A 24,236-nucleotide genomic window follows, 5' to 3' on the forward strand; every position below is an offset into this window, starting at 1 on the left:
ATATCCGCAGGGACGCGATGAACCTGACCCGTTGTATCTACCGGGCGAATGTGTCACCGGACAAATCGCCCCACCTGATGCAATTGGTGGATGAGTTCGAATTCCTGAAACTGGAAATCCGTCTGTGTAACGATCTGCGTATCATCGACACGGGTAGTTATGCCAAGTTGGTCTTGTTGATGGAAGATATCGGGCGACAGATATCGGGGTGGCGGAAAAGTATAATCAAATAAAAGGAATTATTTATGGATTTGAAACAGAAACTGGCTTTGGAGACAGCCGAGAGTAATAACATATACTTATATCGCGAAGGTCTTTTCTGGAAGGCGTATGAGCGTTCGGCAATTAAATTTATACAGACCATAACTGCTTATCAGGTAAATACCCGTTTCTGTAAGGTGGTTAATATGGAAGTGATCTCACTGGGTTTTCCGGATGCGGTTCTTCCGAAGATACTTGAAAATCGCGAGTACGATAAAATAGATGAAAAGCAATTGGCTATTCGTTCGGTATTGCTCGGTGATGAAGAGTTTGCGACGGCAAAAAATCAGTGTATTTCGAGTATAATGCCTGTATCGAGACAGGCAGTTCCTCTGAAAAACTCTCCTGTCAGGATGGAGTCGGATGCCGGTGTACGGGTATTGGAACGGCTGCGTTTGTATGACATAGCGGGAGCGACCCCGATAGAGTGTATGATCTTCCTGTCGTCGTTGAAGAAACAATTGGAGAGTGATGTAATAGTAGTATAAGAAAACATCTGTTAGAATCTACTGAAAGTTCCCCGTATAACCATCTGATATATTATGAAACAACAAAAGAAACTTGAAGCCTTGTTCCCGAAGGGTATCCTGCCCGATGTTGACGAATTTAACCGGAGCCTCGACGCCATGTCTGCCAAGGGTAGAAAACTGTTTCGTGAGAAGATATACCGCCTGGCTTTCCTTATCTGGCACGCCCTGCCTCAAAAACACCGTATCTTTATAATAGGAGTGATCATTCATGACCGGCAGGCGTATGCCGACTTTGTCATACAGGAAACGGTGATCGGATACATCCGGTATCCGCTCCGTCACCCCGCCTTATTCATCCGTATGCTTCACCTGACCGAGGCCGTGGAGCGTACCGCTTCCGTTTCGTTGAACGGACTGGCTATGTCGGTCATAATCAGTTTCGAAACTCCTTGGGGGATCAGTACGATGCGCGATAAGATCAGCAAAGGTGGAATAACGTCTGAGGAGGTGCTGATATTGGCGGGGAAAGTGACGGTATTGGATTATTACGGAGGATAACCATGTTGGGTGAGTATGGGAGTTACTCCCGATTCTAAAATTTCATATTGACAAACTTAATTCATATTTTGATAATATCTAATACATGTTAAATAATGGCCGAAACCTGTCGGTGCGGAGAGCCGTAAAAAAAGGTATTTTAAGATTTTTGTTGTTTGTAAGGTGTTGTTAATTAGAGGTTTGATAGGATTGCCTACGCCGATCTTTGCCTGTATGTCTATCCCTACCTTTGTATCGTTCCCTGGAAACGAATATGAACCATTAAAAATTAAACTTATGGCATTGAAATTTAGAAAAGTGCAACGTCGGGTGCTGAGTGGCGACGACAAGGACAAAGTGAAAACCTATGCAGTAGCCAAATCGTCGAGCTATTGCGATATGGACAAATTGTGTGAACTGATCTCCAGCCGTTCGGCTATGTCGAGTGCCGATGTAAAGGCGATACTCGATTCGTTGAACTGGGCGATGGGATTGGAGCTTCGCTCGGGAAGTATTGTACAGGTGGGGGAATTCGGAAGTTTTCGTTTCTCTGTCCGTTCGAAGGGAGCGGATACGAAGGAGGCATTTAATGCTTCTATGATTAAAAAGGCACGTATCATCTTTACGCCGGGTGCCAGCTTGCGCTGGACCAGCGAACTCGCGAAGTTTGAAGAAGACGACGTGAAGGTCGTTGAAAAGAAGGCGGAAGAGGACGATCGTCCGGTAATCGAGTAATATCGTAATTGTAGGATTGGCAGTTTAAAAAGAGAGGGGAACGATATGAAAAAGAAACTGACAGTTCAACTGGTAATGGCAATCCTGCTCGTATTGAGCGGGATTGTCCTTCTTTTCTCCGGTTTCTGGATTGCTCCGAAAGGGGAGATCCATAGTAGTGTGCTGGTGGCTTTCGGGGAGACCTGCACCTTTGCCGGGGCTTTGTTTGGGGTGGATTATTCGTATAAAATTAAATCGATACAAAATGAAAGAGAGAATAAGTAGGGATTTTAACTGGGAAGAAATGACGTATAGCCGGACGGCGGTGGAGAACGGGTTGCGCAACATTCCTCCGATAGAGGTCGAGATTGCGATGAAGCAGTTAGTGAAACGTCTGTTGCAACCGTTGCGAATAGCTTATGCACAGCCGATTGCGATAACGAGCGGTTACCGCAGTCCGGAGGTGAATAAATTGGCGGGCGGTGTACCTTCGAGCCAGCATGTGAAAGGGGAAGCGGCCGACTGTTATGTGCCTGATCCGGAGGTATTGTTGAATGTGTTGCGTTTTTGCAAGTTGCCTTTCGACCAGGCGATCCTTTATAAGCGTAAGAAGTTCCTACATCTTTCACTCAGGGCGAAAGGGGCGAACCGATATCAGATTATTATTAATAAATGAAAGGGGGATTGTATGAGTTTATCAGGTAGATATTTTATTGTTCCGATTGTACTACTATTCGTTTTGTTGCCCGGTTGTAGTGCCGGGCGGCAAAGCAGAGTACAGCGTGAAACTATTGCCGAAACAAAGGTGGTTCGCACTGATAGCCTGTTGTTGCATGACTTGTTTCTGGCTTCCCGTAATAGGACGATCGATATAGAACATATCGTGTTCGATACCAGTCGGCCGGATACGCTCTGTTCTGATAGTTGTCGCAAAGCTACATTACCTTCGGTATATTCCGTCACCCGTATCGCTATCGATGAGCAAAGCAAGGTAGAGGCTAAAACCTCTGTCAAGTCCGGATTTGTAAGCGAAAGTCGTTCTACCGGTTCCGACTCTTTGCAAAAAGAACATATAGCGAATTTATCTTCTGGCAGATGGATGTTTGTGTTGTTACTGATATTATTTCTTTATTTATTGATTAAACTAAAATAGTCTTGAGGTATATTATCTTATCTAAAGCTCTTTCTGTATGAAAAGAAATCTGGTCAAAAAGCCGATGTACTTTTAGTCGTGTAACAGTTTCTTCTACGGTATATGCCCCGGCTTCGTAGAGAACCAGAGTTTGATAAATTGTATCATTGGCTACAGCTCCTTTTACAATATCATATTCATGTAAGGGATTTCCTCGTCGGTTTCCTGTTACGAATTCAAGCCATTCGCGGTTAGCATTCGGAAATAAAAGAATCGATAAATCGTTGTTTGATAATAGATCGTTATCTATTTCATACAGGTTGACATAAGCAACTTTGGCGGCAGTCCTTTTTTGCTTAATTGTTGCCCAGCGGGTTGCTTGCTCAATATTAGTCGTTGTGTAAAAGCCTTTTCCAAAATCAAGGAACCGATCGCTTTCGATCAATCGGGGACAATCTATAATTTGTGTGCTTCCGTGATAAATGATCATTTTGTGTGTTGTTTGTGGTGGATATAGTCGTTTATATCAGCAATGATATAATCTTGCCCCTGGGTATGAAGAACTTCGAACCCTTCTGTCAGATAGGGGATGATATCAAACTGTTCAAAGTCTTTCCAGGCTTCAGCGCCACTGATACCTTTGGATGTCTTGTAACTTTCCAAACAAAAAACAATGAATTGTTGTATCGCATCTTCCATAAGTATCTATACTAAATCGGGAAAATAAACTTCACCTGTCTCTTTTTCATGAAACAGCATTTCGACTAACATACGGGGACTGTAGTGCCATAGTTTGGTTTCTTCTTTTTCCAGTAAAGCGTATGTACGGGAGGTATATAGAAGACGCAATGCATCCGACAAAGAAAACGAATGTTGCTTTCTTAGTTCTTCCAGCAGACTTTGTATTTTCAGCGGAAACAAGGCATTAAATAATTTTACATCCATAATCATATTATTTTATCTACTAACAAAGGTAAGTATTTTGTTTGACATGGAATGTATATTTATTTTGAATCGATCATTGAAACACGAAGAACTTTATGGTTGTCCCCTTAAAAAATGAGTATATTTGCATTGTTAAGAATTATATCAGCTCAATAATCATGATTAAAGAAATCTGGGAAAACAGTCCATTAAAAACTCTTTTCTATATTAATATTGCAAATGAAGGCATTGTGTTATAAAAAAAATCTTATATTCAACCTTTGGATATTCCTGTTTATACTGACCCTGACTTCCTGCGGAAGCAGAAAGCGGGTGGCTTTGCCTGCCGACTTTAAGGGACCTAAAGAATTATCACGTTTATATGGTGTGCGTATTACGCCGGAAGATAATATCTTCCTTTATAATGAAGGAGCGAAATGGTTGGGGACGCCTCACCGGATGGGGGGGAGTACTAAAAGGGGAGTGGATTGCTCCGGTTTCGTAGCCATCATGTTCCGTGAAGTTTATAGAAAACAGTTGGCACGTTCGTCGGCTGATATGTTGAAATATGACTGTAAGAAAGTGAGCCGTTCTAAGTTACAGGAGGGTGACCTGGTGTTTTTCCGCACAGGAGGAGGAAAGAAAAAAGTACCTAACCATGTCGGTATCTATCTGAAAAACGGGAAGTTTATCCATACCAGCACTTCCAAAGGAGTAATGGTCAGCAGCCTCAGTGAACCTTACTTCACACGCAGCTGGATAACAGGCGGAAGGGTGAAGTAAGATATTTTTGTGAACATCAGGCCGAAAGTTGCTTTTTTATGTATCTTTGTCGGCAAAATAAATAAACATAGATCAAGTATGTTGACGCTTAAAATGATTACGGAGGAAACAGACCGCGTGATTCGTGGTCTGGAGAAGAAACACTTTAAGGGTGCAAAAGAAAGCATCGCTAAAGTGATCGAACTGAACGATAAAAGACGTAGTACACAGAATCAATTAGATACAAACCTGGCAGAGGTTAATTCGCTGTCGAAAGCTATCGGTGGCCTGATGAAAGAAGGCAAGAAAGAAGAGGCCGAAGCTGCCAAGAAACGTGTTGCCGACATCAAGGAACTGAGTAAGGGTATTCAGGCTGAAATGGATCAGGCTTCGGAAGAAATGCAGAACTTGCTTTATACAATTCCGAATGTTCCTTATGATGAAGTGCCCGAAGGTGTCGCTGCTGAAGATAATGTGGTAGAGAAAATGGGCGGTATGGAAACGGAACTGCCGAAAGATGCACTGCCTCACTGGGAATTGACAAAGAAATATGACCTAATCGATTTTGACCTCGGTGTGAAAATCACAGGAGCCGGTTTCCCGGTTTATAAAGGACAGGGAGCACAATTGCAGCGTGCCCTGATAAACTTCTTCCTGGATGAAGCACGTAAATCCGGTTATATGGAGATTATGCCGCCGACAGTGGTAAATGCTGCTTCCGGTTTTGGTACAGGCCAGCTTCCCGATAAGGAAGGCCAGATGTATCATTGCGAAGTGGATGATCTTTATCTGATACCGACAGCCGAAGTTCCGGTAACAAATATCTATCGCGATGTTATTTTGGATGATAAGCAGTTGCCGATCAAAAACTGTGCCTATACACAATGTTTCCGTCGTGAAGCTGGTTCTTATGGTAAGGACGTACGCGGTTTGAACCGTCTGCATGAGTTCTCTAAGGTGGAACTGGTGCGTATCGATAAACCGGAGCATTCAAAACAGTCTCACCAGGAGATGTTGGATCACGTGGAAGGCTTACTTCAGAAGCTGGAACTTCCGTATCGTATTCTTCGTCTGTGCGGTGGGGATATGAGTTTTACGGCTGCTCTTTGCTTTGACTTTGAAGTTTATTCAGAAGCTCAGAAGCGTTGGTTGGAAGTAAGTTCTGTATCCAACTTCGACACTTATCAGGCAAACCGTTTGAAATGTCGTTATCGTGATGAGAATAAAAAGACTCAGTTGTGTCACACTTTGAACGGTAGTGCTTTGGCCTTACCACGTATAGTGGCAGCCTTGCTTGAAAACAACCAGACTCCTGAAGGTATCCGCATTCCGAAAGCGTTAATACCTTACACAGGATTTGATATGATCAAATAATATTCGTAGATTGGCTGCGGAGGAAATAACAGGAAACGGGACGGAGAGTAATAGGTTTACTTCCGTCCCGTTTTGCTTTAAATCTGTTTTTACGCGTCAGCCGAATGGAGTGGCTCCTGAAGTCGACGTAACGACGTTGCCTTTAAAGTAAAAGCATACGACCTCTTTAAAAAAAGGATGCACCCTCTTTTCGAAAAGGGTGCATCCTTTTTTTGTAGTTAACCTCGTTTAGATGAATAGGTTTACATTGGCATCTTCTGCGCGTTCCAGGTAAGTGGCAACACCGCCCAGTGTAACGTTATCCATCAGTTCCTCTTCCTTGACGCCCATCACATCCATACTCATGGTGCAGGCAATCATTTCGACGCCATTTTCAGCAGCTTGTGCGATCAGGCTTTCCAGACTGTCGATATGTTTTTTCTTCATGATCAGACGCATCATCCAACTTCCGGCGCCTCCCATATTCATCTTCGACAATTTCAGCTTACCGCTGTGGGCAGGAAGCATCCAACCGAACATTTTTCCGAAGATATCTTTCGATACGGCCGGTTTCTGTCTTTTCTTGATTACGTTCAATCCCCAGAAGGTAAAGAACATGGTCACTTTCTTACCGGTAGAGGCTGCTCCGTTGGCGATGACGAAGGAGGCCAGAGCTTTATCCAGGTCGTCGCTGAATACGATCAGTGTTTTATTGTCGGCCCCGTTTACCATTTTGCAGGAACTTTTGGGTTCTGCTTTTTCGATTGTGGCGTGAATGATACCTGATTTATTCTCGACACTCACCAATTGTGCCCCTGTCATGTTACACCAGGCTCCTACGTCTTTGCCGAAACCCTGATCGGTGGCTGTGATCAGCAAACGATCGCCTGTCTTTATTTCGGCATAATGTTTTTTCAATTGCATAACCGGACCGGGACATTGCAGGCCGCAGGCATCGATCTGTACGGTCTTCTGAGAAGCAGGGCTAGCGGCGGCTACGGCAGACGTTTGTTCCGGTTTTGTTGTTTGTTGATTACTTTCGGTCTGTTTTAAAACCGGTTTAGCGGTCGCGATGCTCCATGTTTTATAACCACCGGACAGGTTCTTTACATCTTTATAGCCATGCTGAACCAGAATGCGGTAAGCCAGGTACCCACGCAGACCGACAGCACAGGTCACCACGATCGGTTTATCTTTAGGCAATTCCGACAAGCGGTTGCGGAGTTCGTCGACCGGAATATTAATAGCACCCGGAATAGATCCCAAAGAATATTCGTCAGCCGTGCGTACGTCTACCAGGATGGTGTCGCTACTTAGTTGGCTTATTTTACGCCAATCTATAACCTCCACCTTTTTAGTAAGGATGTTTTCTGCCACATATCCGGCCATATTTACCGGATCTTTTGCCGATGAATAGGGGGGAGCATAGGCCTGTTCGAGTTCGGTCAGGTCGTAGACTGTCCCTTTGCGCTGTATAACCTGTTCGAGCATTTCGATCCGTTTGTCCACTCCATCGAATCCGACCACCTGTGCGCCCAGTAGCTGTCCGTTGTCAGGTGAGAATAATATTTTGATAGACATCGGGACTGCTCCCGGATAATAACCGGCATGTGATGCCGAATGTGTATACGACGACTGATAGGGGATACCTTCGCGTTTTAACAACTTGGCATTGGCTCCGGCAGCAGCAACTGTCAGGTCGAATACCTTTGCAATAGAGGTACCGATAGTGCCCTTGTATGCTTCGCGGTTACCGAACACGATATTGTCGGCAACGATGCGTCCCTGTTTGTTGGCCGGCCCGGCAAGTGGGATCAGGGCTGGTTTACCTGTTACCGGATTGAGTACTTCAACGGCGTCTCCCAGTGCATAAATGGCTGGATCTGAGGTCTGCATATATTTATTTACAGCTATGCCTCCCAGTGTACCGATGGACAGACCGGCTTCTTTAGCCAGTTTAGTTTCAGGGCGTACCCCGATACTTAATATAACCAGGTCGGTGGTAATCTGTTTACCGCTGCGCAGATGTACGACGATGCCTTCGGGCGTTTCCTCAAAACGTGAAACGCCATCTTCCAGACGGAGATCCACCTTTTTTTCGATCAGTTGTTGATGTACGATAGCTGCCATCGAGTAGTCGAGTGGAGCCATTACCTGGTTGGCCATTTCAACCACAGCGATATGAACTCCCAGGTCATGCAGATTTTCTGCCATTTCAAGTCCGATGAATCCGCCGCCTACAACAACTGCATGGCGAGGTTTATTCAGGTCGATGTATTTTTTGATCGTATCCGTGTCAGGTACGTTGCGTAAGGTGAATATTTTTTTACTGTTGATACCTTCGATGCCGGGGCGAAGCGGTTCTGCTCCGGGAGAAAGTACCAGCTTGTCATAACTTTCGGTGTACGTTTGTCCTGTTCCAAGATTTTTCACTTCGACGGTTTTTTCCTTTGGATGGATGGCCGTAACCTCCTGTTCAGTTCGGATGTCGATGTTGAAACGGGCTGTGAAACCTTCGACTGTCTGTACGAATAGTTTATCGCGTTCTGAAATTGTTCCACCTATATAATAAGGGAGTCCGCAGTTGGCGTATGATACATATTTGCCACGTTCAAACAGGATAATGTCTGCATTCTCGTCCATTCTTCTCAGGCGTGCTGCTGTAGTTGCTCCTCCGGCAACTCCTCCGATTACTAAATATTTCATCTCGTTATTATTATAATTGTTATTATACATATTTGCTAATGGAAAATAAATAGGTAAAAAAGGGAGTTAACCCTTTTCCATACATTGTTGTAGTTTTCCGAACAGACCGTCAAAACGTAATTCGGCATTCATCATCTGCTGTACTTTCTCTTTCCCTTTTGGGGTAAGTGAGAAGAACATCTGCCGTTTATCTTCTTTACAGATACTGCGGCGGATAAAGCCTTTATTCTCTACCGACGTGATTACTTTTGATACGCGTGAGTTGGATAAACCGATATAGTCACAAATTGTTCCAGCCGACTTGGCTTCGTTATCTTTCAGGCAACATAACAGCATGGCTTCGTTGATCGTGATCTCATGTACCTCTGAAAATGCCTTTTCAAACTGGTATAATGTTTTATATATATCCTTTATAACACAAATTGCTTCCATATTGCTTTATTTAATGACGGTGCAAATATAAATAATATTTCTGATATAAATAGTGTTTAGTGGAAAATATATGCAATCTCTGTGCCGCACGCGTTAAGTGCTGTCCAGAGATTTAAGATGTTATTCTCAATCATTAAAGGATAAAATCAAAAAAGGGACAAGATAATCTCGTCCCTTTCCATTATTATCGGATTGTTTATTAGTCTCTGTTCGAGAAATATTTCATGAATTGTGAGCGTTCGTACATTGCAGGGTTTGGAATATTCGCATAATTCAGCTTTCCCTGGAATTGAGACAAATTCTGGTAATGTGCCTGGTGCATCCATTCTTCGACACAGGTTAGGACCTGCGAAATAATCTCGCCTCCGTGTGTGTATACGGCACTACACATTTGCACAGCAGAAGCGCCTGCCAGCAGACATTTGATAACGTCTTCCCAATCATGTATTCCGGTAGAAGAGGCAATACTGATACCGGGAACTTTACCTGAAACGATTGCTGTCCAGCGAATCGTATCACTTAAGTCGGAGTGGTTACTGAATACGTTACCTGACACTATCTGCATACTGTTGATATCGATATCCGGCTGATAGAAGCGGTTAAACATTACCACGCCATCTGCACCATTAATCTTCAATGTATTGACCAGTGCCGGAATATTTCCGACATTCTTTCCGATCTTCATGATTACAGGTATTGAAACCGTTTCTTTTACTTTCCGGATAATGCTGACATAAAGATCCCGTATTTCATCCGGGTTGTATTCAAGGCTTGTTTCCAGAAAAAAGACATTTAGTTCCAGAGCGTCTGCACCGGCCAGTTCTATCTGACGGGCAAAGTCTATCCATACATCCGACTTATAACAGTTAATACTGGCGATGATGGGGATAGTACATGATTCTTTACTCTTTTTAATCAGTTCCAGGTAATTGTTTACCTGATTGGCTTTTACGTAGCCACGGATATAATCGGCAGCTTCCGGATAATCGGAGTCCTGCATGAGCGAATCGCTTTGCATTTCGATCTGTTCTTCAAAAAGGGATTTGAGAACAATTGCTCCTGCACCTGCTTTTTCAAATTCTTTGTTTCGTTCCGGGTTATTAGTCAATCCGGAGCTTCCAACGATTATAGGATTACGAAGTGTTAGTCCTGCGTATTGAGTTTTAATGTCAATCATGTCAGATTCAATTTTAATGTATTAGTACTCGCGTTCGCCGAAAATACTGGTTCCAACCCGTATCATGGTACTACCCTGGCGAATGGCAACGGGATAATCGTGGCTCATACCCATAGATAGTTCTGCAAAATTATCATTTCCTTTGAAATATAGCGCTTTTAACTCGATGAAAAGTTTATGTAAAATGTGAAATTCCTGTTCGATGAGAATGGTATCGTCGGTATAGGTAGCCATTCCCATTAATCCGCATATTTGAATATTATCGAGTCCGGCCAGTTGTTCGCTTTGCAGAAGTTGACGACATTCGTCCGGAGTCATTCCGTATTTAGTGTCTTCCTGAGCGACATGTATTTCCAACAAAACACGGATCACGCGATTGTTTTTTGCCGCTTGTTTGTTTACTTCCTGTAATAACTTAAGTGAGTCGATACTGTGGATAGTATGGATAAACGGTGCAATATCTTTTACTTTGTTACTTTGCAACGGTCCGATAAAGTGCCATTCGATATCATCCGGTAGTACTTTTTGTTTAGCCGTCAGCTCCTGTGCCCTGCTTTCGCCGAAGACACGCTGGCCTGCATCGTAAGCTTCCTTCAATGCTTCTGCCGGATGAAACTTAGACACGGCTACCAACGTCACGTTTGCCGGTAGCGATGCCTTTAATTGTACTATATTCTGGGCGATACTCATGCTTCCTGAACTTTCTCTTCTGCTTGTTTCTTTTGTTCGGCAATCAGTTCTTCGCCGGATTTAGGAGTTTTGTCGTCGCTGGCAGAAAATGGGAATACATCCATAAGCATGGTTTCTGTGACCGAAGCGATTGTGTAGTCGGCCATCGTACCTTTCATGCCTTCTTCCAATACGGCAATAGCTTCTTTCAGCGTGCATGCCTGTGCAAGCATTTGTGCTGCTGTTTTCTTTTCTGCACCGCTTTTTTCGTCGAGTGTGATAAAGTATACTTTGATTTTATAGAAACGATCGCCATTCTCGTTGAAGAACAATTCTGAAAGACGGGCGCGTTTGATGTCTGTAACAGTAAATTCGCCTGAGATGAACGGCCGGATTTCTTCAATGATACGGGCTTCCGCTTCAGTGAATGACAAGGCATCAACCAGGTAAGGTTCTGTTACTTTCTTTTGCATTCCGTTCTCCAGTACTTTTTCGAAGGAGACTTTACATTCAAACCAACTATGCATATTATTTTCTTTTTATTTTGTCTGTACTCGTGTTTAAAATACAGTACAAATATAGGTCCAATTCGGCAATAATACAACTGCAATGAAATTCTTTATTTTTTCGGAACATTTTCTATTAGGGGCTTGTTTATAAGATGTAGTGTGTTTTTCATGGTATTAGATTTTTAGATTAGTAATGAGGTTGTTCATTCAGTCCGAGAGGATAGAATGAAATATCTGAAATAAGAAAGCCGGAAAAGAGAAGACTTATCAACTCCTTTCCGGCTTTTTATTTTATCATTGAATCCTTAAAATTCGTCGTTTGCGTAGAGACTGGGGAAATAATTCATTTTATAGTCAAATAGTTCATCCTCATTAAAGAATCTCTTTAATTCGATCTCTGCCGTTTCGAGAGAGTCGGATGCATGTACAATATTTTCCTGTACGCTCATGCTATAATCACCGCGGATGGTTCCGGGTGCAGCATTTCTGCCATTTGTTGCTCCGGCCAAGGTACGAACTACCTGTACCGCATCGACTCCTTTCCAACAACAAACAATGACTGGGCATACAGCCATGGCATCTTTTACTCTTTGGAAGAAGGATTTTTCTCTGAGGTGGGCATAGTGTTCGCTTAAAAGCTCATCGGTCAACCAGGTCATTTTCATGCCACAGAGTATTAATCCTTTCTTCTCAAAACGAGAAATGATCTCACCGATCAAACCTCGTTGAATGGTACATGGTTTTAATATAACAAGTGTCTTTTCCATACTGTTATCTTTTATAAGGTTCTACGAATATTCTTGATAGCACTAATAATCCCAAAGATAGTGTATTTATTCACTATTAATTAATTTATAGTATAATAATGTGTAAAAACGAGGTAAAAATAACAGGTTTTTACTATTACAAATATAATTCTATACTAAAGTGGGAACTGGGCTGTTTATCCATTTTAGGTTGGTTGTCCAGCTATCTGATTATTCTGTATTTTATTTCTATAAGTTTGTGTCCATATTTTTATATTCTTTGAATTTTCGCCCTTGGGTGTATTTGTTACAATCACAGTTTTATGCCCAAAAATATCTGTTTTTATCCGAAGATTGACTGTATGTTTGCCTTTGATATGTGAATCATCCAATCTGAAATCTTTCTTGATTAAGTTTTAATTCTAAAGTGCTTATAATCATCATGAAATAAAGTGTAAAATATCCCTTCAGAACACAAACATTTTTAATTTTGAATTCTTTGGGACAAGTGTCTTCCACATATTTAGAACAAACAAGTTTAAATAAACAATTTAGCTTAGGTTTCATTTGCTGGGATTGCATTGTTTAACAATTCAGACAGTAACTCTCCGGTTGACAATAACTTAATATTTCTATATTTAATCCAACTCAGGATTCATTTTCATAAAGTCTCTTAGTGTTTGCCGGTTTACTCCTAACTTTTTACTTATATACAATCTGGTTTTCTTTTCCTGCAGAAGTTTGCGTATCTGGCTTTCTTTACCGGATAACTTATACAACTCGGATTTACCACCTTTAGGACGACCAAGCTTGGTCCCTTCTTTCTTTTTTCTGGCCAATGCTTCCTTGGTTCGTTGGGAAATCAGGTTACGTTCAATTTCGGCACTTAAACTAAAAGCAAAAGCCAAAATTTTACTGTTGATGTTGTTTCCTAACTCGTAGCGTTCTTTTACCGTAAGCACGAAAATGTCTTTTTCCATACATTGATGGAGAAAGCTCATGACCTGCATAAGATTACGACCCAACCGGGATAATTCGGTTGTGACCAAAACATCCCCTTTACGGATTTGCTTAATTAATCTACCAAGTTGCCGTTCTGCAACATCAGTTGTACCACTGATTGTTTCTTCTACCCAACGATCAATACGCATGTTCTTTACTTTTGCGAATTTCTCGATCTCGAATCGCTGATTTTCAGTACTTTGCTTGTCTGTACTGACTCTTACATAACCGTATATCATACAATCTGAAAATTAAATGAATAACTAAAGATACGTCAGAAAACTAAATGGTAAGGGGTGATTAGTAAAAACCAACGTTTTTTATCGTCAACTGGATATGTAAGTTGTTTTTCCCTGCAAATATGAATATAATAATTTAAATCAATAGTATCCTAAATTGTGAAATTAAATTAAATTTCAATGTCGACACATCCAAAACAGGATCGAAAAATAATATCTGGATCGTTTTATTGTGCTATTGAGTAGGAAAAATTACTTTTGTATTAAAGAATAGATTATTAAACAGAAGCGATTTTCATCGTTTCCATGTAATTATAAGTATGAAAAAGTTGTTATCGCTCCCTCCCAATCTGGTGAGTAGTTTTCATGAAATCGCGAAAGTCGGCAGGAATGAATGGTTTTGCACATCCGATCCGGTTGGTGCCCGTTTAGGATCTGGGGGAGGTACTACCTGGCTAGTGGAAGCTTGCCGGCAAAATGAAGCTCCGGAAACACTGGTAAAGGAATGGTTGAGTAAGGAAAAAAGAATATTATTGCATGCCGGAGGGCAGAGCCGGCGTTTACCGGGATATGCTCCTTCCGGAAAAATATTGACACCGATTCCTGTTTTCCGGTGGGCGAGGGGACAGAAGTTATCGCAAAATCTATTGTCTTTACAGCTTCCCCTTTATGAGGAAATTATGAATAAGGCCCCTGAATCGCTCCATACACTGATTGCCAGTGGGGATGTATATATACGAAATAGTGAACCGTTGCAGGATATTCCGGATGTGGATGTTGTTTGTTACGGGCTGTGGGTCGATCCGGCCCTGGCAACCAATCATGGCGTGTTCGTGTCGAACAGGCAGACTCCCGATAAGCTTGACTTTATGCTTCAGAAGCCGTCTCTTGCCGATCTGGGGCAGTTGGCCCAGACACATCTTTTTCTGATGGATATAGGCGTGTGGTTACTAAGTGACCGGGCTATGGAATTGCTGATGAAACACTCGTATACAGCCGATGGAAAGACAATGAAGTCGTATGACCTCTATTCCGAATTCGGACTGGCTTTGGGTGAACACCCACATATTCCCGATGAAGAGTTGAACCAGTTGAGTGTGGCTATCCTTCCTTTGGAGGGAGGGGAGTTTTATCATTATGGGACGAGTCGTGAACTGATCTCTTCCACTCTGGCTGTGCAGAATCTGGTCCGTGACCAGCGAGCTATCATGCACCGGAAGGTTAAACCTCATCCTGCCATGTTTGTGCAGAATGCATCAATTAATATCACCCTGACTGCCGCGAACTCGGAGTTATGGATTGAGAACAGCTATATAGGTAAGCACTGGAAGCTGGATAACCGACATATTATAACCGGAGTTCCTGAAAATGATTGGGCATTGGATATCCCGTCCGGTGTTTGTATTGATGTTGTACCTATCGGAGAACAGAACTGGGTGGCTCGTCCGTATGGGTTCAATGATCCGTTTAAAGGAGCATCGACTGATGAGAAAACAGTTTTTCTGGGATATCCTGTCGCTAAGTGGGCAGAGGAAAGAGGCTTCCTGTTGGAGGCTTTCACTGACTTACAGAATGCAGCATTATTCCCAGTTTGTAAAAGTATCGAAGAATTGGGGTTGGTTATGCGGTGGATGGTTTCTGAACCGGAACTGCAAAGCGGCAGGGATATATGGAAGTCGTCGGAGAAAATGTCAGCAAATGAATTATCCGATCGTGCAAATCTGAGTAGACTCTTTGCCCAGCGTGAGAAATTCCGTTATGCCAATTGGCCTATGTTGGCAGCCAATCACGAAAAAAGCGTATTCTACCAGTTGGACCTGGCAGATGCTGCTTGCGAGTTTGCAGGAGGGAATATAGATTTACCGGATGTACTTCCTTCTGAAACGCCATTGATGAAACAGATACATAACCGGATGTTCCGGGCTCGTGTATTACAATTGGCAGGGAAACCGTATGAGGGAGAGCAACAGGAAGCCTTTTCTTTATTACGGGAAGGATTAATTGGCTCTGTATCCGGAGAAAAACAGTCTCCTTATCTGAATGTATATCGCGACCAGATTGTGTGGGGACGAAGCCCGGTCCGTATCGACCTGGCTGGTGGATGGACTGATACTCCTCCTTATTGCATGTACGCTGGAGGGAATGTGGTCAATGTAGCCATCGAGTTGAACGGTCAACCACCTTTGCAGGTATATGTAAAGCCTTCGAAAGAATATAAGATCATTTTGCGTTCTATCGACCTGGGAGCGATGGAAGTTGTTTCTACCTGGAATGAATTGCGTGATTATAAAAAGATCGGTTCTCCTTTCTCTATCCCCAAAGCGGCTTTATCTCTGGCCGGCTTTATCCCGGAATTTTCAGCAACGCATTACTCTTCACTGGAAGCTCAGTTGAAAAGTTTCGGTTGTGGACTGGAAGTAACTTTACTGGCAGCTATTCCGGCTGGATCGGGACTCGGGACCAGCTCCATTCTGGCTGCAACCGTGCTTGGAGCAATATCTGATTTTTGTGGTCTGGCATGGGATAAAAGTAAAATGGGATATCGTACATTGATTTTAGAGCAACTGCTTACAACAGGCGGTGGCTGGCAGGATCAGTATGGCGGGGTATTACATGGTCTGAAACTATTACAGACAGGGGAAGGTTTCAATCAGAATCCTTCCGTGCGCTGGTTACCGGAATATTTGTTTACCGACCCCCAATATCAGGTTTGCCATTTATTATATTATACAGGTATAACCCGTACGGCCAAGAATATCCTGGCAGAAATCGTACAAGGTATGTTCTTGAACAGTACCACGCATCTTCGTCTGCTTTCAGAAATGAAGACACATGCTCTGGATATGTTCGATGCTATTCAATGCGGTAATTTTGAAACGTACGGTAAACTTATCGCAAAGACCTGGGAACAGAAGAAGGCACTCGATTCCGGAACGAATCCTCCTGCAGTAGAAGAGCTGATCGCGCAGATAAAAGATTATGCCTTAGGCTATAAACTACCTGGAGCAGGAGGTGGTGGTTATTTGTATGTCGTAGCAAAAGACCCTGAAGCTGCTCTGCTGATACGTAAACAGTTGACGGCTTCTCCGCGTAACCCGAATGCCCGTTTTGTAGAAATGGGGCTTTCGGATAAGGGATTGCAGATCAGCCGGTCCTGACAGGGAGAGACAGAGTTGTTAGAATAATTGTTTGTCCCTGATTAACAGGTAGCCGGCCATTCCCGTCAGCGTAATAAACAGGAAGCCGATAAGTATCAGTACCTTTTTTGGTGCTGATGCTTTTAGCGGAACAGTAGCTGGCTCTATGATCGTATAGATCGGAGTTTGTTCCTGTACCCGCAGTTTATCCTGCTCCAACTTCTGGGCCAGCGTATTATATACATTGAATGTCAGTGTCATTTCATTGCGCAATCTTTCCTGTTCTGTCCGGTAACTGGCTGAGATGATATTCTTATTACTATCCTCGAAAGTCGCATAAGCCTTTTGTGCCTTATAATAGGCAGCTTGGGCCTCCTTCAGTACTTTATCGGTGAATTCAAGATCCTGTTTGGCTTTTTGTGTCCGGTAGTTGGTGATATAAGTTTGTAATTTGCTTACCACACTTTCTGTTATCTGCGCTGAAATGACCGGGTCCTGCATCTCGACGGATACGGTTACCACCTGTGTCTTTTTATCGACAAAGACAGATATTCTCCTTTGCAATTCCTTGATAATATTCTCCTGCTCTTTGGTCAGGAAGAAAGGGTCGACTTTATCTGATTTTTCTTCCTGGTCTCCGAAAAGTCCTATTAAGTATGATAACCCTTTTAATGGTGCTTTCAGGATATAGTTCCACCACGCATCCCGCTGATGTTCGGCCAGATAATCGAATACGGAGACTGACAATGTCTTTTTCTTATTGGTTATCTGTTCCGGAAACAGTTCCAGCAAGAAAGGAGTACTGTGAACTACGTCCGGATACAATTCCGGTGAGATTGCATCCGGGCTGGTTGTACTATTCAAATCTATCCCTGCTATGGCAGCTAATCCGCCCAGATTTCCCATCTTATTGGCCGGATTGTTGGTTTCAGGCATAAGTTTGATGGTCGTTGTATATTCTTTGGGGATACTGAAAGCTATGATAAGCCCGGCCAGTATAGCTATAACACTACTTTTTATTAGTAGCTTTCGCTTAGACCACAGATACCGGACGATAGCGATAATGTCTATATCCTGTTCTGTTCCGGGTTGTTTGTTTTCTGTTGTATCCATTATTACTTATTTTAAATTATTTATTATTGAAGTAACCATGGCGGCCATAGAGGTTGTCGAGCTCGCTATACTTAGTATTTCAGCCAGATTCGACCGTCTGTCGCGTTGTGTTTTAGAAGGTACGACGATTTCACATCCCGGTTCGACTTTAGGATAACGCTTAAAGAAGATACCGACCCTGCGTGTAGTGGCCACTTTACCGTTCATATAAATAACGATCGGGTATTTGCGGGCAATATCGTTATACCCTCCGGCCTGTGAAAGGCAGTCACGTACGGAGGCTCCTTTTGTATAAGTGATGCTGTTAGGATAGGTAACAGAACCACTCACCTTTACAGTACTTTGTAGCTGAGGTATATAGATTGCATCTCCGTCGCGGAGTACCAGGTCGTGTGTACTTCCAGGATGTGCCAATGCCTGCTCCAGGTCGATGCCGACCGAATAATCTTTTATGTTAGCAAGCGATAGGGCGATGGAGTCTTTACTTTGCCTATTATTGCTGCTTAGATGCAATAAAGTCTCTACTTGACGCATTTCATCTCGTGTTAACTGGCGTTTCAAACTGGCTCCTTTCACATAGGCATCTTTGGTAACGCCTCCGGATTGGGCTATGATATTACTTAGCCGGGTGTTTTTGGTAGGCAATGCATAATCACCGGTGAAAGTTACTTCACCGTTTACTTTAACAACCTGCTGTTTTTCATAACCAGGGGAGAAGCGTACGAATACATCATCGAAAGGTTCCAGCGTGAAGAGTGTATCCGTATGCGATCCGGATAATTTCAGATCATTGTTCAATGAAACTGTATATATCCTGGATATCTGGTTTGTGCTTTTGTCGGCTGTCGGATCTTTTATACGCCGTGCCACTTCCACATTGATTGTAGAGGCTGACTCTTGCAAGCCACCTGCCAGTATAACTGCATCTTCAACCGTCATATTTTTACTGAAAGGAAGGACTGTGTCGGGATAATTAACTGCTCCGCCTACTTTGATGGTATAAGGTTCCCGTAGCTCGAAGAGAGAAGGGATATGTAGTTTGTCCTCTTTCTGTAATTCAATATCAGGGGCTTTTTCGTTCAGGATATCCTGAACGTCGATGGCTATTACTGTACTGGTAAAATCCGGGTTCAACCGGGTGATATGGGCTCTTCCGATAAATTCGTCTCCTTTTAGTCCGGCAGCCTGGTTGATCAGTTGTTTGACGGTATGTACTCGCGGACTTAACTCATATTCGCCGGGACGCCATACGGCTCCGGTTATTGTGAGCCGGTTGTCATAGAAAGGGATAACGGAGTCTACCAACAGGGAGTCGCCGTCATGAAGGATAAAGGTTGGGAACTCTTCTTCCGTAATAGTAGCGATCTGATAGCGTGAACCAGACTTTCGTTTGATCGTGACGTCTTCGGTAAAAGCATCTCCGGTAAATCCTCCTGCCATCTTTAATAAATCACTTAAAGTTTCGCCTTTACGAAGTTCGAATGTACGGTTACGTTTTACTTTCCCTTTGGTGTTGACCAACTGGTCGTAAGGTTCGATGATAATCATATCATTATCTTCCAGGCGGATATTCGTATCGTATTTACCTTTCAGCAGATAGTCGTACACATCCAGGTTGGCAATTTCTTTATTATTGCGGTATACCCGTATGTTGCGTAAGGAACCGATATCATTGACTCCTCCGGCTGCATATAAGGCGTTGAATAAACTGGCCAGTGAAGGAAGGGTATACGTTCCGGGGGTAACTGCTTCGCCTACGATATTAACCTTAATGCTGCGTATCTTCCCTAGTCCGACGGAAACGAAGGTGTTCGGTTCGCTTCCATCCACCAGGTTTGTCATGATCTTTCCCAGTTCCTGCCTGATACGGTTTTCCGCCTGTTCGACGGTCAGGCCGCTTATAGGTACAGGACCTACATTCGGTATAATAATTGTACCGTCGGGTGATACGGTTAGTTGCAGATTTAACTCAGAGTCTCCCCATACGTTGATTTGTAATTCGTCACCGGCAGATAGCGGGTAGTTTCTGGGGGTAGGCATGTTTAGGTTCGGCTCGAAAGACAGATTTTTATTTGAGAATATTTCACGACCGAATACGAGGTTCTTGCTACTATCCTGCGGAGTATTGTTTTCGCGTTGTAACTCCAGTGGGGGTATCTCTGTATCGATTGTAATCCTGTCCGTAACCGGATGTTCGGCAGCAGAAATGACAGGTTGATTAGAATGCTGTTGTTCCAGGCGTTTTCTCATCTCCTGTTGAATCTGTTCTTCCGTCATACCTGCGGCTTTTGCTTTATCCAATAGCTCTTGCGGTATTTGGGCGAAAGTGACGACTGGTATAAAGAGACATAAAACAAAGAAAATGTATCGGCTCAAAGTTTTCATAAAATCTTTCTTATTTGTGTTACAATTCTTTGGCAGGCCAGTCCATCCCCATAGGGGTTAACGGCTTTACTCATTTGATCATATTGATTCTGATCTTCCAATAACCGGGAAGTCTCATCCAATATTTTTATGAAATCAGCACCTACCAGTTTTACAGTTCCGGCGTTTAACGCTTCCGGGCGTTCGGTTGTATCTCGCATAACCAATACCGGTTTACCCAATCCGGGGGCCTCTTCCTGGATACCGCCACTATCGGTTAGGACGATTGTCGACAGTTCCATCAGATAGACAAACGGAAGGTATTCTAACGGTTCTATAAAGAACATATTCGGGAGATGCGTATCTCCGAATACTTCCTGTATGGGTCTCCGAACGTTCGGATTCAGATGCATCGGATAAACAAAATCTGTTTCAGGATATTTCAGTGCCAGTGTTTTAATAGCCTTACACATGGCTATAAAACCTTCTCCGAAGTTTTCCCTGCGATGGCCTGTTATTAAAACCAATTTCCGGTTACTTTGTTCTGACAGTCGATTTATTTTATAACCTGCTCTTTCCAGTTCATTAGTAAGTTGTTGGCGTAAATTGTCCTTGTTTTTTATTTGACTGACTACGTGATACAAAGCGTCTATAACGGTATTGCCTGTTACTGTGATCCGTTCTTCTGCGATCCCTTCTGCCTGCAAATTTTTTTTGCTTAAAGAAGTTGGAGAGAAGTGATAAGTTGCAATTCTCCCGGTCATTTGACGGTTCATTTCTTCCGGCCAGGGACTGTATATATTATGAGTCCGCAATCCTGCTTCTATATGTCCGACAGGGATCTGTTGATAGAAGGCGGCTAGAGCTGCGGCTGTAGAAGTGGTTGTATCACCATGTACCAGTACCAGATTGGGCTGGACTTCCTGTAGAACATCTCTCATCCCGGTAAGGACACGGGCTGTTACGTCATACAGATCCTGTCCTTGCTTCATGATGTTGAGGTCATAGTCGGGATGGATGTCAAATATATGAAGCACCTGGTCCAGCATTTCACGATGTTGTCCGGTGACACAAACGATGGTTTGAAAATTGTCGGTGTCTTTTTGAAACTCCTTTACCAGAGGAGCCATTTTTATCGCTTCGGGACGAGTGCCGAAGACTAGCATAATCTTTTTCATATTGTTTCTTTTATTATATGTAACATTCGTTTGGCGAGTATTTTACGGTCGAAGTCGTGAGCCAATTTCCGACATCCTTCTTTACATTGCTTGTATAAGGTAGGGTTGGATAGAAGCAAATGAAGTTTCCTGTTAAAATCTTCTTCTGACTCCGGTTCAAAGAACAATCCGGCCTGATAAGATTCTAGTATCTGGCGGGCTTCTCCATCTACGCCCATGAGAATCGGAATCTCCATACCTGCATTTTCGAATATTTTAGAAGGAATCACAGTGGTAAACAAATCGGATTTACGCAGGTTTATCAAGGCGATATCGAGGATGGATATATAACGTTTTACATCTTGTTTGGAAACCGGATCGAGCATGGTTACATTTTTTATATTTAATTGCTCTTTTAGTTTTAGTAAATTCTTTTTTTCCGCCCCGGTTCCGATCAGAAGGAAATGGTAATTATTTTTACCGTCCATGTTGGCGGCACATTGCAGAATAAAATCCAGTTTATGTGCCATGCCATGTGTGCCGATATATCCGATCACCTTTTTCCTTTTCAGGTCTAATTCTTCGATCAACTTTTCATCTTTCTTGACGGGGGTAAACCTGGTCTGATCTACTCCATTCTTTATTACTTCTATCTTAGGAGACTCAATACCTTTTTCTTCCAGTTTTTTTTTGAAGGAGTCGGTCACGACGACGATTTTATCTGCCGACCGGTAACATCTTTTTTCTTCCCACTCGAAATAACGGATGATTGGATTATCTTTCATCGCCCCGACTGTCTTGATTGATTCCGGCCAAAGATCGCGTACCTCCATGATCCAAGGCTTTCTTTTCCAGAAAGCTAATGTGCGTCCTGAGAGGGCCGTGAAGAATTGAGGGGATGTTGCAATGATAATGTCAGCCTGTTGAAAGAGACCGGCGAAGAATGCAGATACAGAAAAGCTTATGTAGTCAAGTGTACGTTTCAGAAATCCTTCGTTGGCGGTGATATAACTCCATACACGAATAACATGAATGCCATCCATCGTCTCATGTTGATATAATTTATTACTGTATCCTTTATATACTTTCCCCTGTGGAAAATTGGGGGCGCAGGTGACAACTGTGACTTCTGCTCCTTGCTGACCCCATTCTTTGCAATGTTCGTAAGTACGCGTAGCGGGTGCATTTACTTCCGGAGGAAAGTTGTCTGTTAAAAATAAAATTTTCATTCGTGTTCTATTCTTAATTTGTTAAGAGTGTATTGCATTTGGTTCGTGAATGCTATACATATTTTTTTTGCGGCGACTCGCTTATTATATTCGAAAGCTACTTCACAGTCTTCTATCCATATTTCATCTGTTCCGTAAAACTTGAAGATTGCCAGATTGGTTTTTATAGAGTCATTATTGACGGATATGATTCTTATATCGGGATGAAGATGAATCATGGTGATCCCGTTTTTTCCGGATATAGGTAGAAGAGAATCGCAAATCATGATCTCTTCATCATTCGTGTTAAATATCCGTTGATGACTGATTCCTGTTTTTCTGAAACCATTATGACTTGCCGTAATACAGAATTTGTCTTCTTTTAAGCTAGATATCTTTGCTCGTTGTGCAACCCGGAAACCTCCCCATACTTTACTGGAACTTTTTCCATCTACTTGGACGGTATTATGGGCATGCGTTTCACGTTCGTATTGTCTGCGGCTATTTTTTTCATAAGTAGAAATGCCGGAATCGATGATGAAAGGCTTTCCGTCAATGCGAAGTTCATAATTAAATGTATCGGCATGGGCATGCCCCGGAATATAATCAGGACCGATATTTCCGACATCCATAATCATTTCAAATCTATCGGATACAAATTTCCGATATCCGCTTTCTTTTAATTTATGAGCAGACCATTCGATTCCCAGTCGTTTAGCATAGGCGAATAAATCCCTGGCGGAAGGAGCGATCCCGTAGGCGGAATCATTCAATAAAGGAATTGTTCCGTCTTTATAGATAATAGCATGTAACCAGCTAAGCATAAGCCGCGCTTTTTCTTCCAGAAAAGCAATAACACTCTCTTGTCCTTCAAAACGATAATTGTATTTTAAAGCATTGATGCAATCCAGTAACCGGTCCAGAAGTATTTCGTGATACATCGGGCTCAGTTCATAATGAGCCCCATCCGGAAGAATTTGCTCATTGAGCTCTTTCGTCAACAGCCAGACTGCTTTCTCATAAAATTTATCTTCCCGGAAATAAAGCCCTCCCCATAAAAGAGAATAAGCATTTTCAAGGAGATGATTACCCAAAAGATGGAATTCGAGGTTACTATATAAACTGAGATATTGGGAGTATAATGCACTGTCCCATTTTTGTTGTTCTGTTATTGGGATAAGTTCTTGGTTGTGGGAAATACATTTGATCCAATTTATACCTCTAAGTGAAATTGGATAGGGTTCCATTCCTGATCGATTTTGGGGAAGTGTGTCTATGAACAAATTTATCCAGTAAGATACGTCTTCGAAAGTGATTTTCTTTTGTAAAAGAAAATCCATATAATTCAGGTTATAGAGCCATAGTGCTCCTTGTCGCTTATCCTCCCATCCAATAAAATCAGCCTTCAGATTTAGAAATGTAAAGCTCTTCTCCCCTGAATAGCTGTTAGGTTTTTCTATATAAGGCATAAGTTCGAGGATAAAACCGGTTTTATGAATAGGAGACCCCTTAATAAATCTCTTATCCCGGATAGGATACAGCCTGATCTTATGTTGAATCTGATGTAAGATCTGCCGTAGTTTCAGATGCCTAAGCGTATAATAATAAAGTCTTAAATCCATAT

At 42.6% G+C, this 24,236-nt stretch carries 25 protein-coding genes; 10 read left to right on the top strand and 15 right to left on the bottom strand.

From position 1 onward, the window contains the following. From QZ076_RS15855 to QZ076_RS15885, 7 genes are all read left to right on the top strand, one after another. Window positions 1-233 (top strand): four helix bundle protein (locus tag QZ076_RS15855; protein ID WP_293714662.1); only part of this gene is annotated, 233 nt, incomplete at its 5' end. Between the two features lie 12 nt (window positions 234-245). Further along, a complete protein-coding gene (locus QZ076_RS15860; protein WP_293714663.1) occupies window positions 246-749 on the top strand; it encodes a hypothetical protein in 504 nt (167 codons plus the stop codon). Between the two features lie 54 nt (window positions 750-803). Then, the gene (locus tag QZ076_RS15865; protein ID WP_293714664.1) at window positions 804-1,289 is read left to right on the top strand and encodes a hypothetical protein; all 486 of its coding nucleotides are present in this window, start codon (window positions 804-806) and stop codon (window positions 1,287-1,289) included. A gap of 276 nt (window positions 1,290-1,565) precedes the next feature. Continuing rightward, window positions 1,566-2,003, top strand: a complete 438-nt coding sequence (locus tag QZ076_RS15870; RefSeq protein WP_293714665.1) for an HU family DNA-binding protein — start codon at window positions 1,566-1,568, stop codon at window positions 2,001-2,003. Window positions 2,004-2,048: 45 nt separating this feature from the next. Then, window positions 2,049-2,267, top strand: a complete 219-nt coding sequence (locus QZ076_RS15875; protein WP_293714666.1) for a hypothetical protein — start codon at window positions 2,049-2,051, stop codon at window positions 2,265-2,267. After that, window positions 2,248-2,658, top strand: a complete 411-nt coding sequence (locus QZ076_RS15880; RefSeq protein WP_293714667.1) for a D-Ala-D-Ala carboxypeptidase family metallohydrolase — start codon at window positions 2,248-2,250, stop codon at window positions 2,656-2,658. The genes QZ076_RS15875 and QZ076_RS15880 overlap by 20 nt, the downstream gene beginning before the upstream one ends. A gap of 12 nt (window positions 2,659-2,670) precedes the next feature. After that, entirely contained in the window at window positions 2,671-3,135 is a 465-nt protein-coding gene (locus tag QZ076_RS15885; protein ID WP_293714668.1) for a hypothetical protein, read from the top strand. Here the strand turns inward: QZ076_RS15885 and QZ076_RS15890 are convergent. Genes QZ076_RS15890 through QZ076_RS15900 form a run of 3 tightly spaced genes read right to left on the bottom strand, consistent with a single transcriptional unit; the run spans window position 3,122 to window position 4,059 of the window. Next, on the bottom strand, window positions 3,122-3,604 hold the full coding sequence (locus QZ076_RS15890) for a DUF3990 domain-containing protein (protein WP_293714669.1): 483 nt from the start codon (window positions 3,602-3,604) through the stop codon (window positions 3,122-3,124). The two genes, QZ076_RS15885 and QZ076_RS15890, sit on opposite strands and share 14 nt — an antisense overlap. Beyond that, entirely contained in the window at window positions 3,601-3,813 is a 213-nt protein-coding gene (locus QZ076_RS15895) for a DUF3791 domain-containing protein (RefSeq protein WP_293714670.1), read from the bottom strand. The genes QZ076_RS15890 and QZ076_RS15895 overlap by 4 nt, the downstream gene beginning before the upstream one ends. 6 nt (window positions 3,814-3,819) lie before the next feature. Further along, the gene (locus tag QZ076_RS15900) at window positions 3,820-4,059 is read right to left on the bottom strand and encodes a hypothetical protein (RefSeq protein ID WP_293714671.1); all 240 of its coding nucleotides are present in this window, start codon (window positions 4,057-4,059) and stop codon (window positions 3,820-3,822) included. Window positions 4,060-4,278: 219 nt separating this feature from the next. On the opposite strand from QZ076_RS15900, the gene QZ076_RS15905 reads away from it, so the two are divergent. Together QZ076_RS15905 and serS are read left to right on the top strand one after the other, a co-directional pair. Beyond that, window positions 4,279-4,821: an NlpC/P60 family protein gene (locus tag QZ076_RS15905; protein WP_293714672.1), complete on the top strand. Its 543-nt coding sequence runs from the start codon at window positions 4,279-4,281 to the stop codon at window positions 4,819-4,821. Window positions 4,822-4,899: 78 nt separating this feature from the next. Further along, window positions 4,900-6,174 carry a serine--tRNA ligase gene (gene serS, locus QZ076_RS15910; protein WP_293714673.1) on the top strand — a complete coding sequence of 425 codons (1,275 nt, stop codon included), beginning with the start codon at window positions 4,900-4,902 and terminating at the stop codon, window positions 6,172-6,174. 228 nt (window positions 6,175-6,402) lie between these two features. On the opposite strand, the gene QZ076_RS15915 is transcribed toward serS, so the two are convergent. From QZ076_RS15915 to QZ076_RS15945, 7 genes are all read right to left on the bottom strand, one after another. Beyond that, window positions 6,403-8,859, bottom strand: coding sequence for a CoA-disulfide reductase (locus tag QZ076_RS15915; protein ID WP_293714674.1), 2,457 nt, complete (start codon window positions 8,857-8,859; stop codon window positions 6,403-6,405). Between the two features lie 66 nt (window positions 8,860-8,925). Further along, window positions 8,926-9,291, bottom strand: a complete 366-nt coding sequence (locus tag QZ076_RS15920; RefSeq protein WP_293714675.1) for a winged helix DNA-binding protein — start codon at window positions 9,289-9,291, stop codon at window positions 8,926-8,928. A gap of 199 nt (window positions 9,292-9,490) precedes the next feature. Further along, window positions 9,491-10,468, bottom strand: a complete 978-nt coding sequence (locus tag QZ076_RS15925) for a dihydroorotate dehydrogenase-like protein (protein WP_293714676.1) — start codon at window positions 10,466-10,468, stop codon at window positions 9,491-9,493. 21 nt (window positions 10,469-10,489) lie between these two features. Further along, window positions 10,490-11,158, bottom strand: a complete 669-nt coding sequence (locus QZ076_RS15930) for a YggS family pyridoxal phosphate-dependent enzyme (protein ID WP_293714677.1) — start codon at window positions 11,156-11,158, stop codon at window positions 10,490-10,492. Beyond that, window positions 11,155-11,664 (bottom strand): DUF4494 domain-containing protein, encoded by a 510-nt coding sequence (locus tag QZ076_RS15935; RefSeq protein WP_293714678.1) that lies wholly within the window; start codon window positions 11,662-11,664, stop codon window positions 11,155-11,157. The genes QZ076_RS15930 and QZ076_RS15935 overlap by 4 nt, the downstream gene beginning before the upstream one ends. Before the next feature lie 287 nt (window positions 11,665-11,951). Continuing rightward, the gene (gene ndk / locus QZ076_RS15940) at window positions 11,952-12,413 is read right to left on the bottom strand and encodes a nucleoside-diphosphate kinase (protein ID WP_293714679.1); all 462 of its coding nucleotides are present in this window, start codon (window positions 12,411-12,413) and stop codon (window positions 11,952-11,954) included. Window positions 12,414-13,030: 617 nt separating this feature from the next. Then, a complete protein-coding gene (locus QZ076_RS15945; RefSeq protein ID WP_075558334.1) occupies window positions 13,031-13,633 on the bottom strand; it encodes a master DNA invertase Mpi family serine-type recombinase in 603 nt (200 codons plus the stop codon). Between the two features lie 320 nt (window positions 13,634-13,953). On the opposite strand from QZ076_RS15945, the gene QZ076_RS15950 reads away from it, so the two are divergent. After that, entirely contained in the window at window positions 13,954-16,791 is a 2,838-nt protein-coding gene (locus tag QZ076_RS15950; protein ID WP_293714680.1) for a bifunctional fucokinase/fucose-1-phosphate guanylyltransferase, read from the top strand. 18 nt (window positions 16,792-16,809) lie between these two features. Here the strand turns inward: QZ076_RS15950 and QZ076_RS15955 are convergent, their stop codons facing one another. From QZ076_RS15955 to QZ076_RS15975, 5 genes are read right to left on the bottom strand one after another with little or no spacing between them, the layout of a single operon-like run. Continuing rightward, a complete protein-coding gene (locus QZ076_RS15955; protein ID WP_293714681.1) occupies window positions 16,810-17,883 on the bottom strand; it encodes a Wzz/FepE/Etk N-terminal domain-containing protein in 1,074 nt (357 codons plus the stop codon). A 6-nt stretch (window positions 17,884-17,889) separates the two neighbouring features. Next, window positions 17,890-20,268, bottom strand: a complete 2,379-nt coding sequence (locus QZ076_RS15960) for an SLBB domain-containing protein (protein ID WP_293714682.1) — start codon at window positions 20,266-20,268, stop codon at window positions 17,890-17,892. Next, window positions 20,265-21,425: a UDP-N-acetylglucosamine 2-epimerase (non-hydrolyzing) gene (gene wecB / locus QZ076_RS15965; RefSeq protein WP_293714683.1), complete on the bottom strand. Its 1,161-nt coding sequence runs from the start codon at window positions 21,423-21,425 to the stop codon at window positions 20,265-20,267. Before wecB ends, QZ076_RS15960 begins: the two co-directional genes overlap by 4 nt. Then, complete coding sequence (locus tag QZ076_RS15970; protein WP_293714684.1) at window positions 21,422-22,633, bottom strand: glycosyltransferase family 4 protein; 1,212 nt, start codon at window positions 22,631-22,633, stop codon at window positions 21,422-21,424. The genes wecB and QZ076_RS15970 overlap by 4 nt, the downstream gene beginning before the upstream one ends. Beyond that, window positions 22,630-24,234, bottom strand: coding sequence for an alginate lyase family protein (locus QZ076_RS15975; RefSeq protein WP_293714685.1), 1,605 nt, complete (start codon window positions 24,232-24,234; stop codon window positions 22,630-22,632). Before QZ076_RS15975 ends, QZ076_RS15970 begins: the two co-directional genes overlap by 4 nt. Window positions 24,235-24,236 lie beyond the last annotated feature (2 nt).

This window comes from uncultured Parabacteroides sp., from assembly GCF_905196875.1.
Classification (GTDB): domain Bacteria; phylum Bacteroidota; class Bacteroidia; order Bacteroidales; family Tannerellaceae; genus Parabacteroides.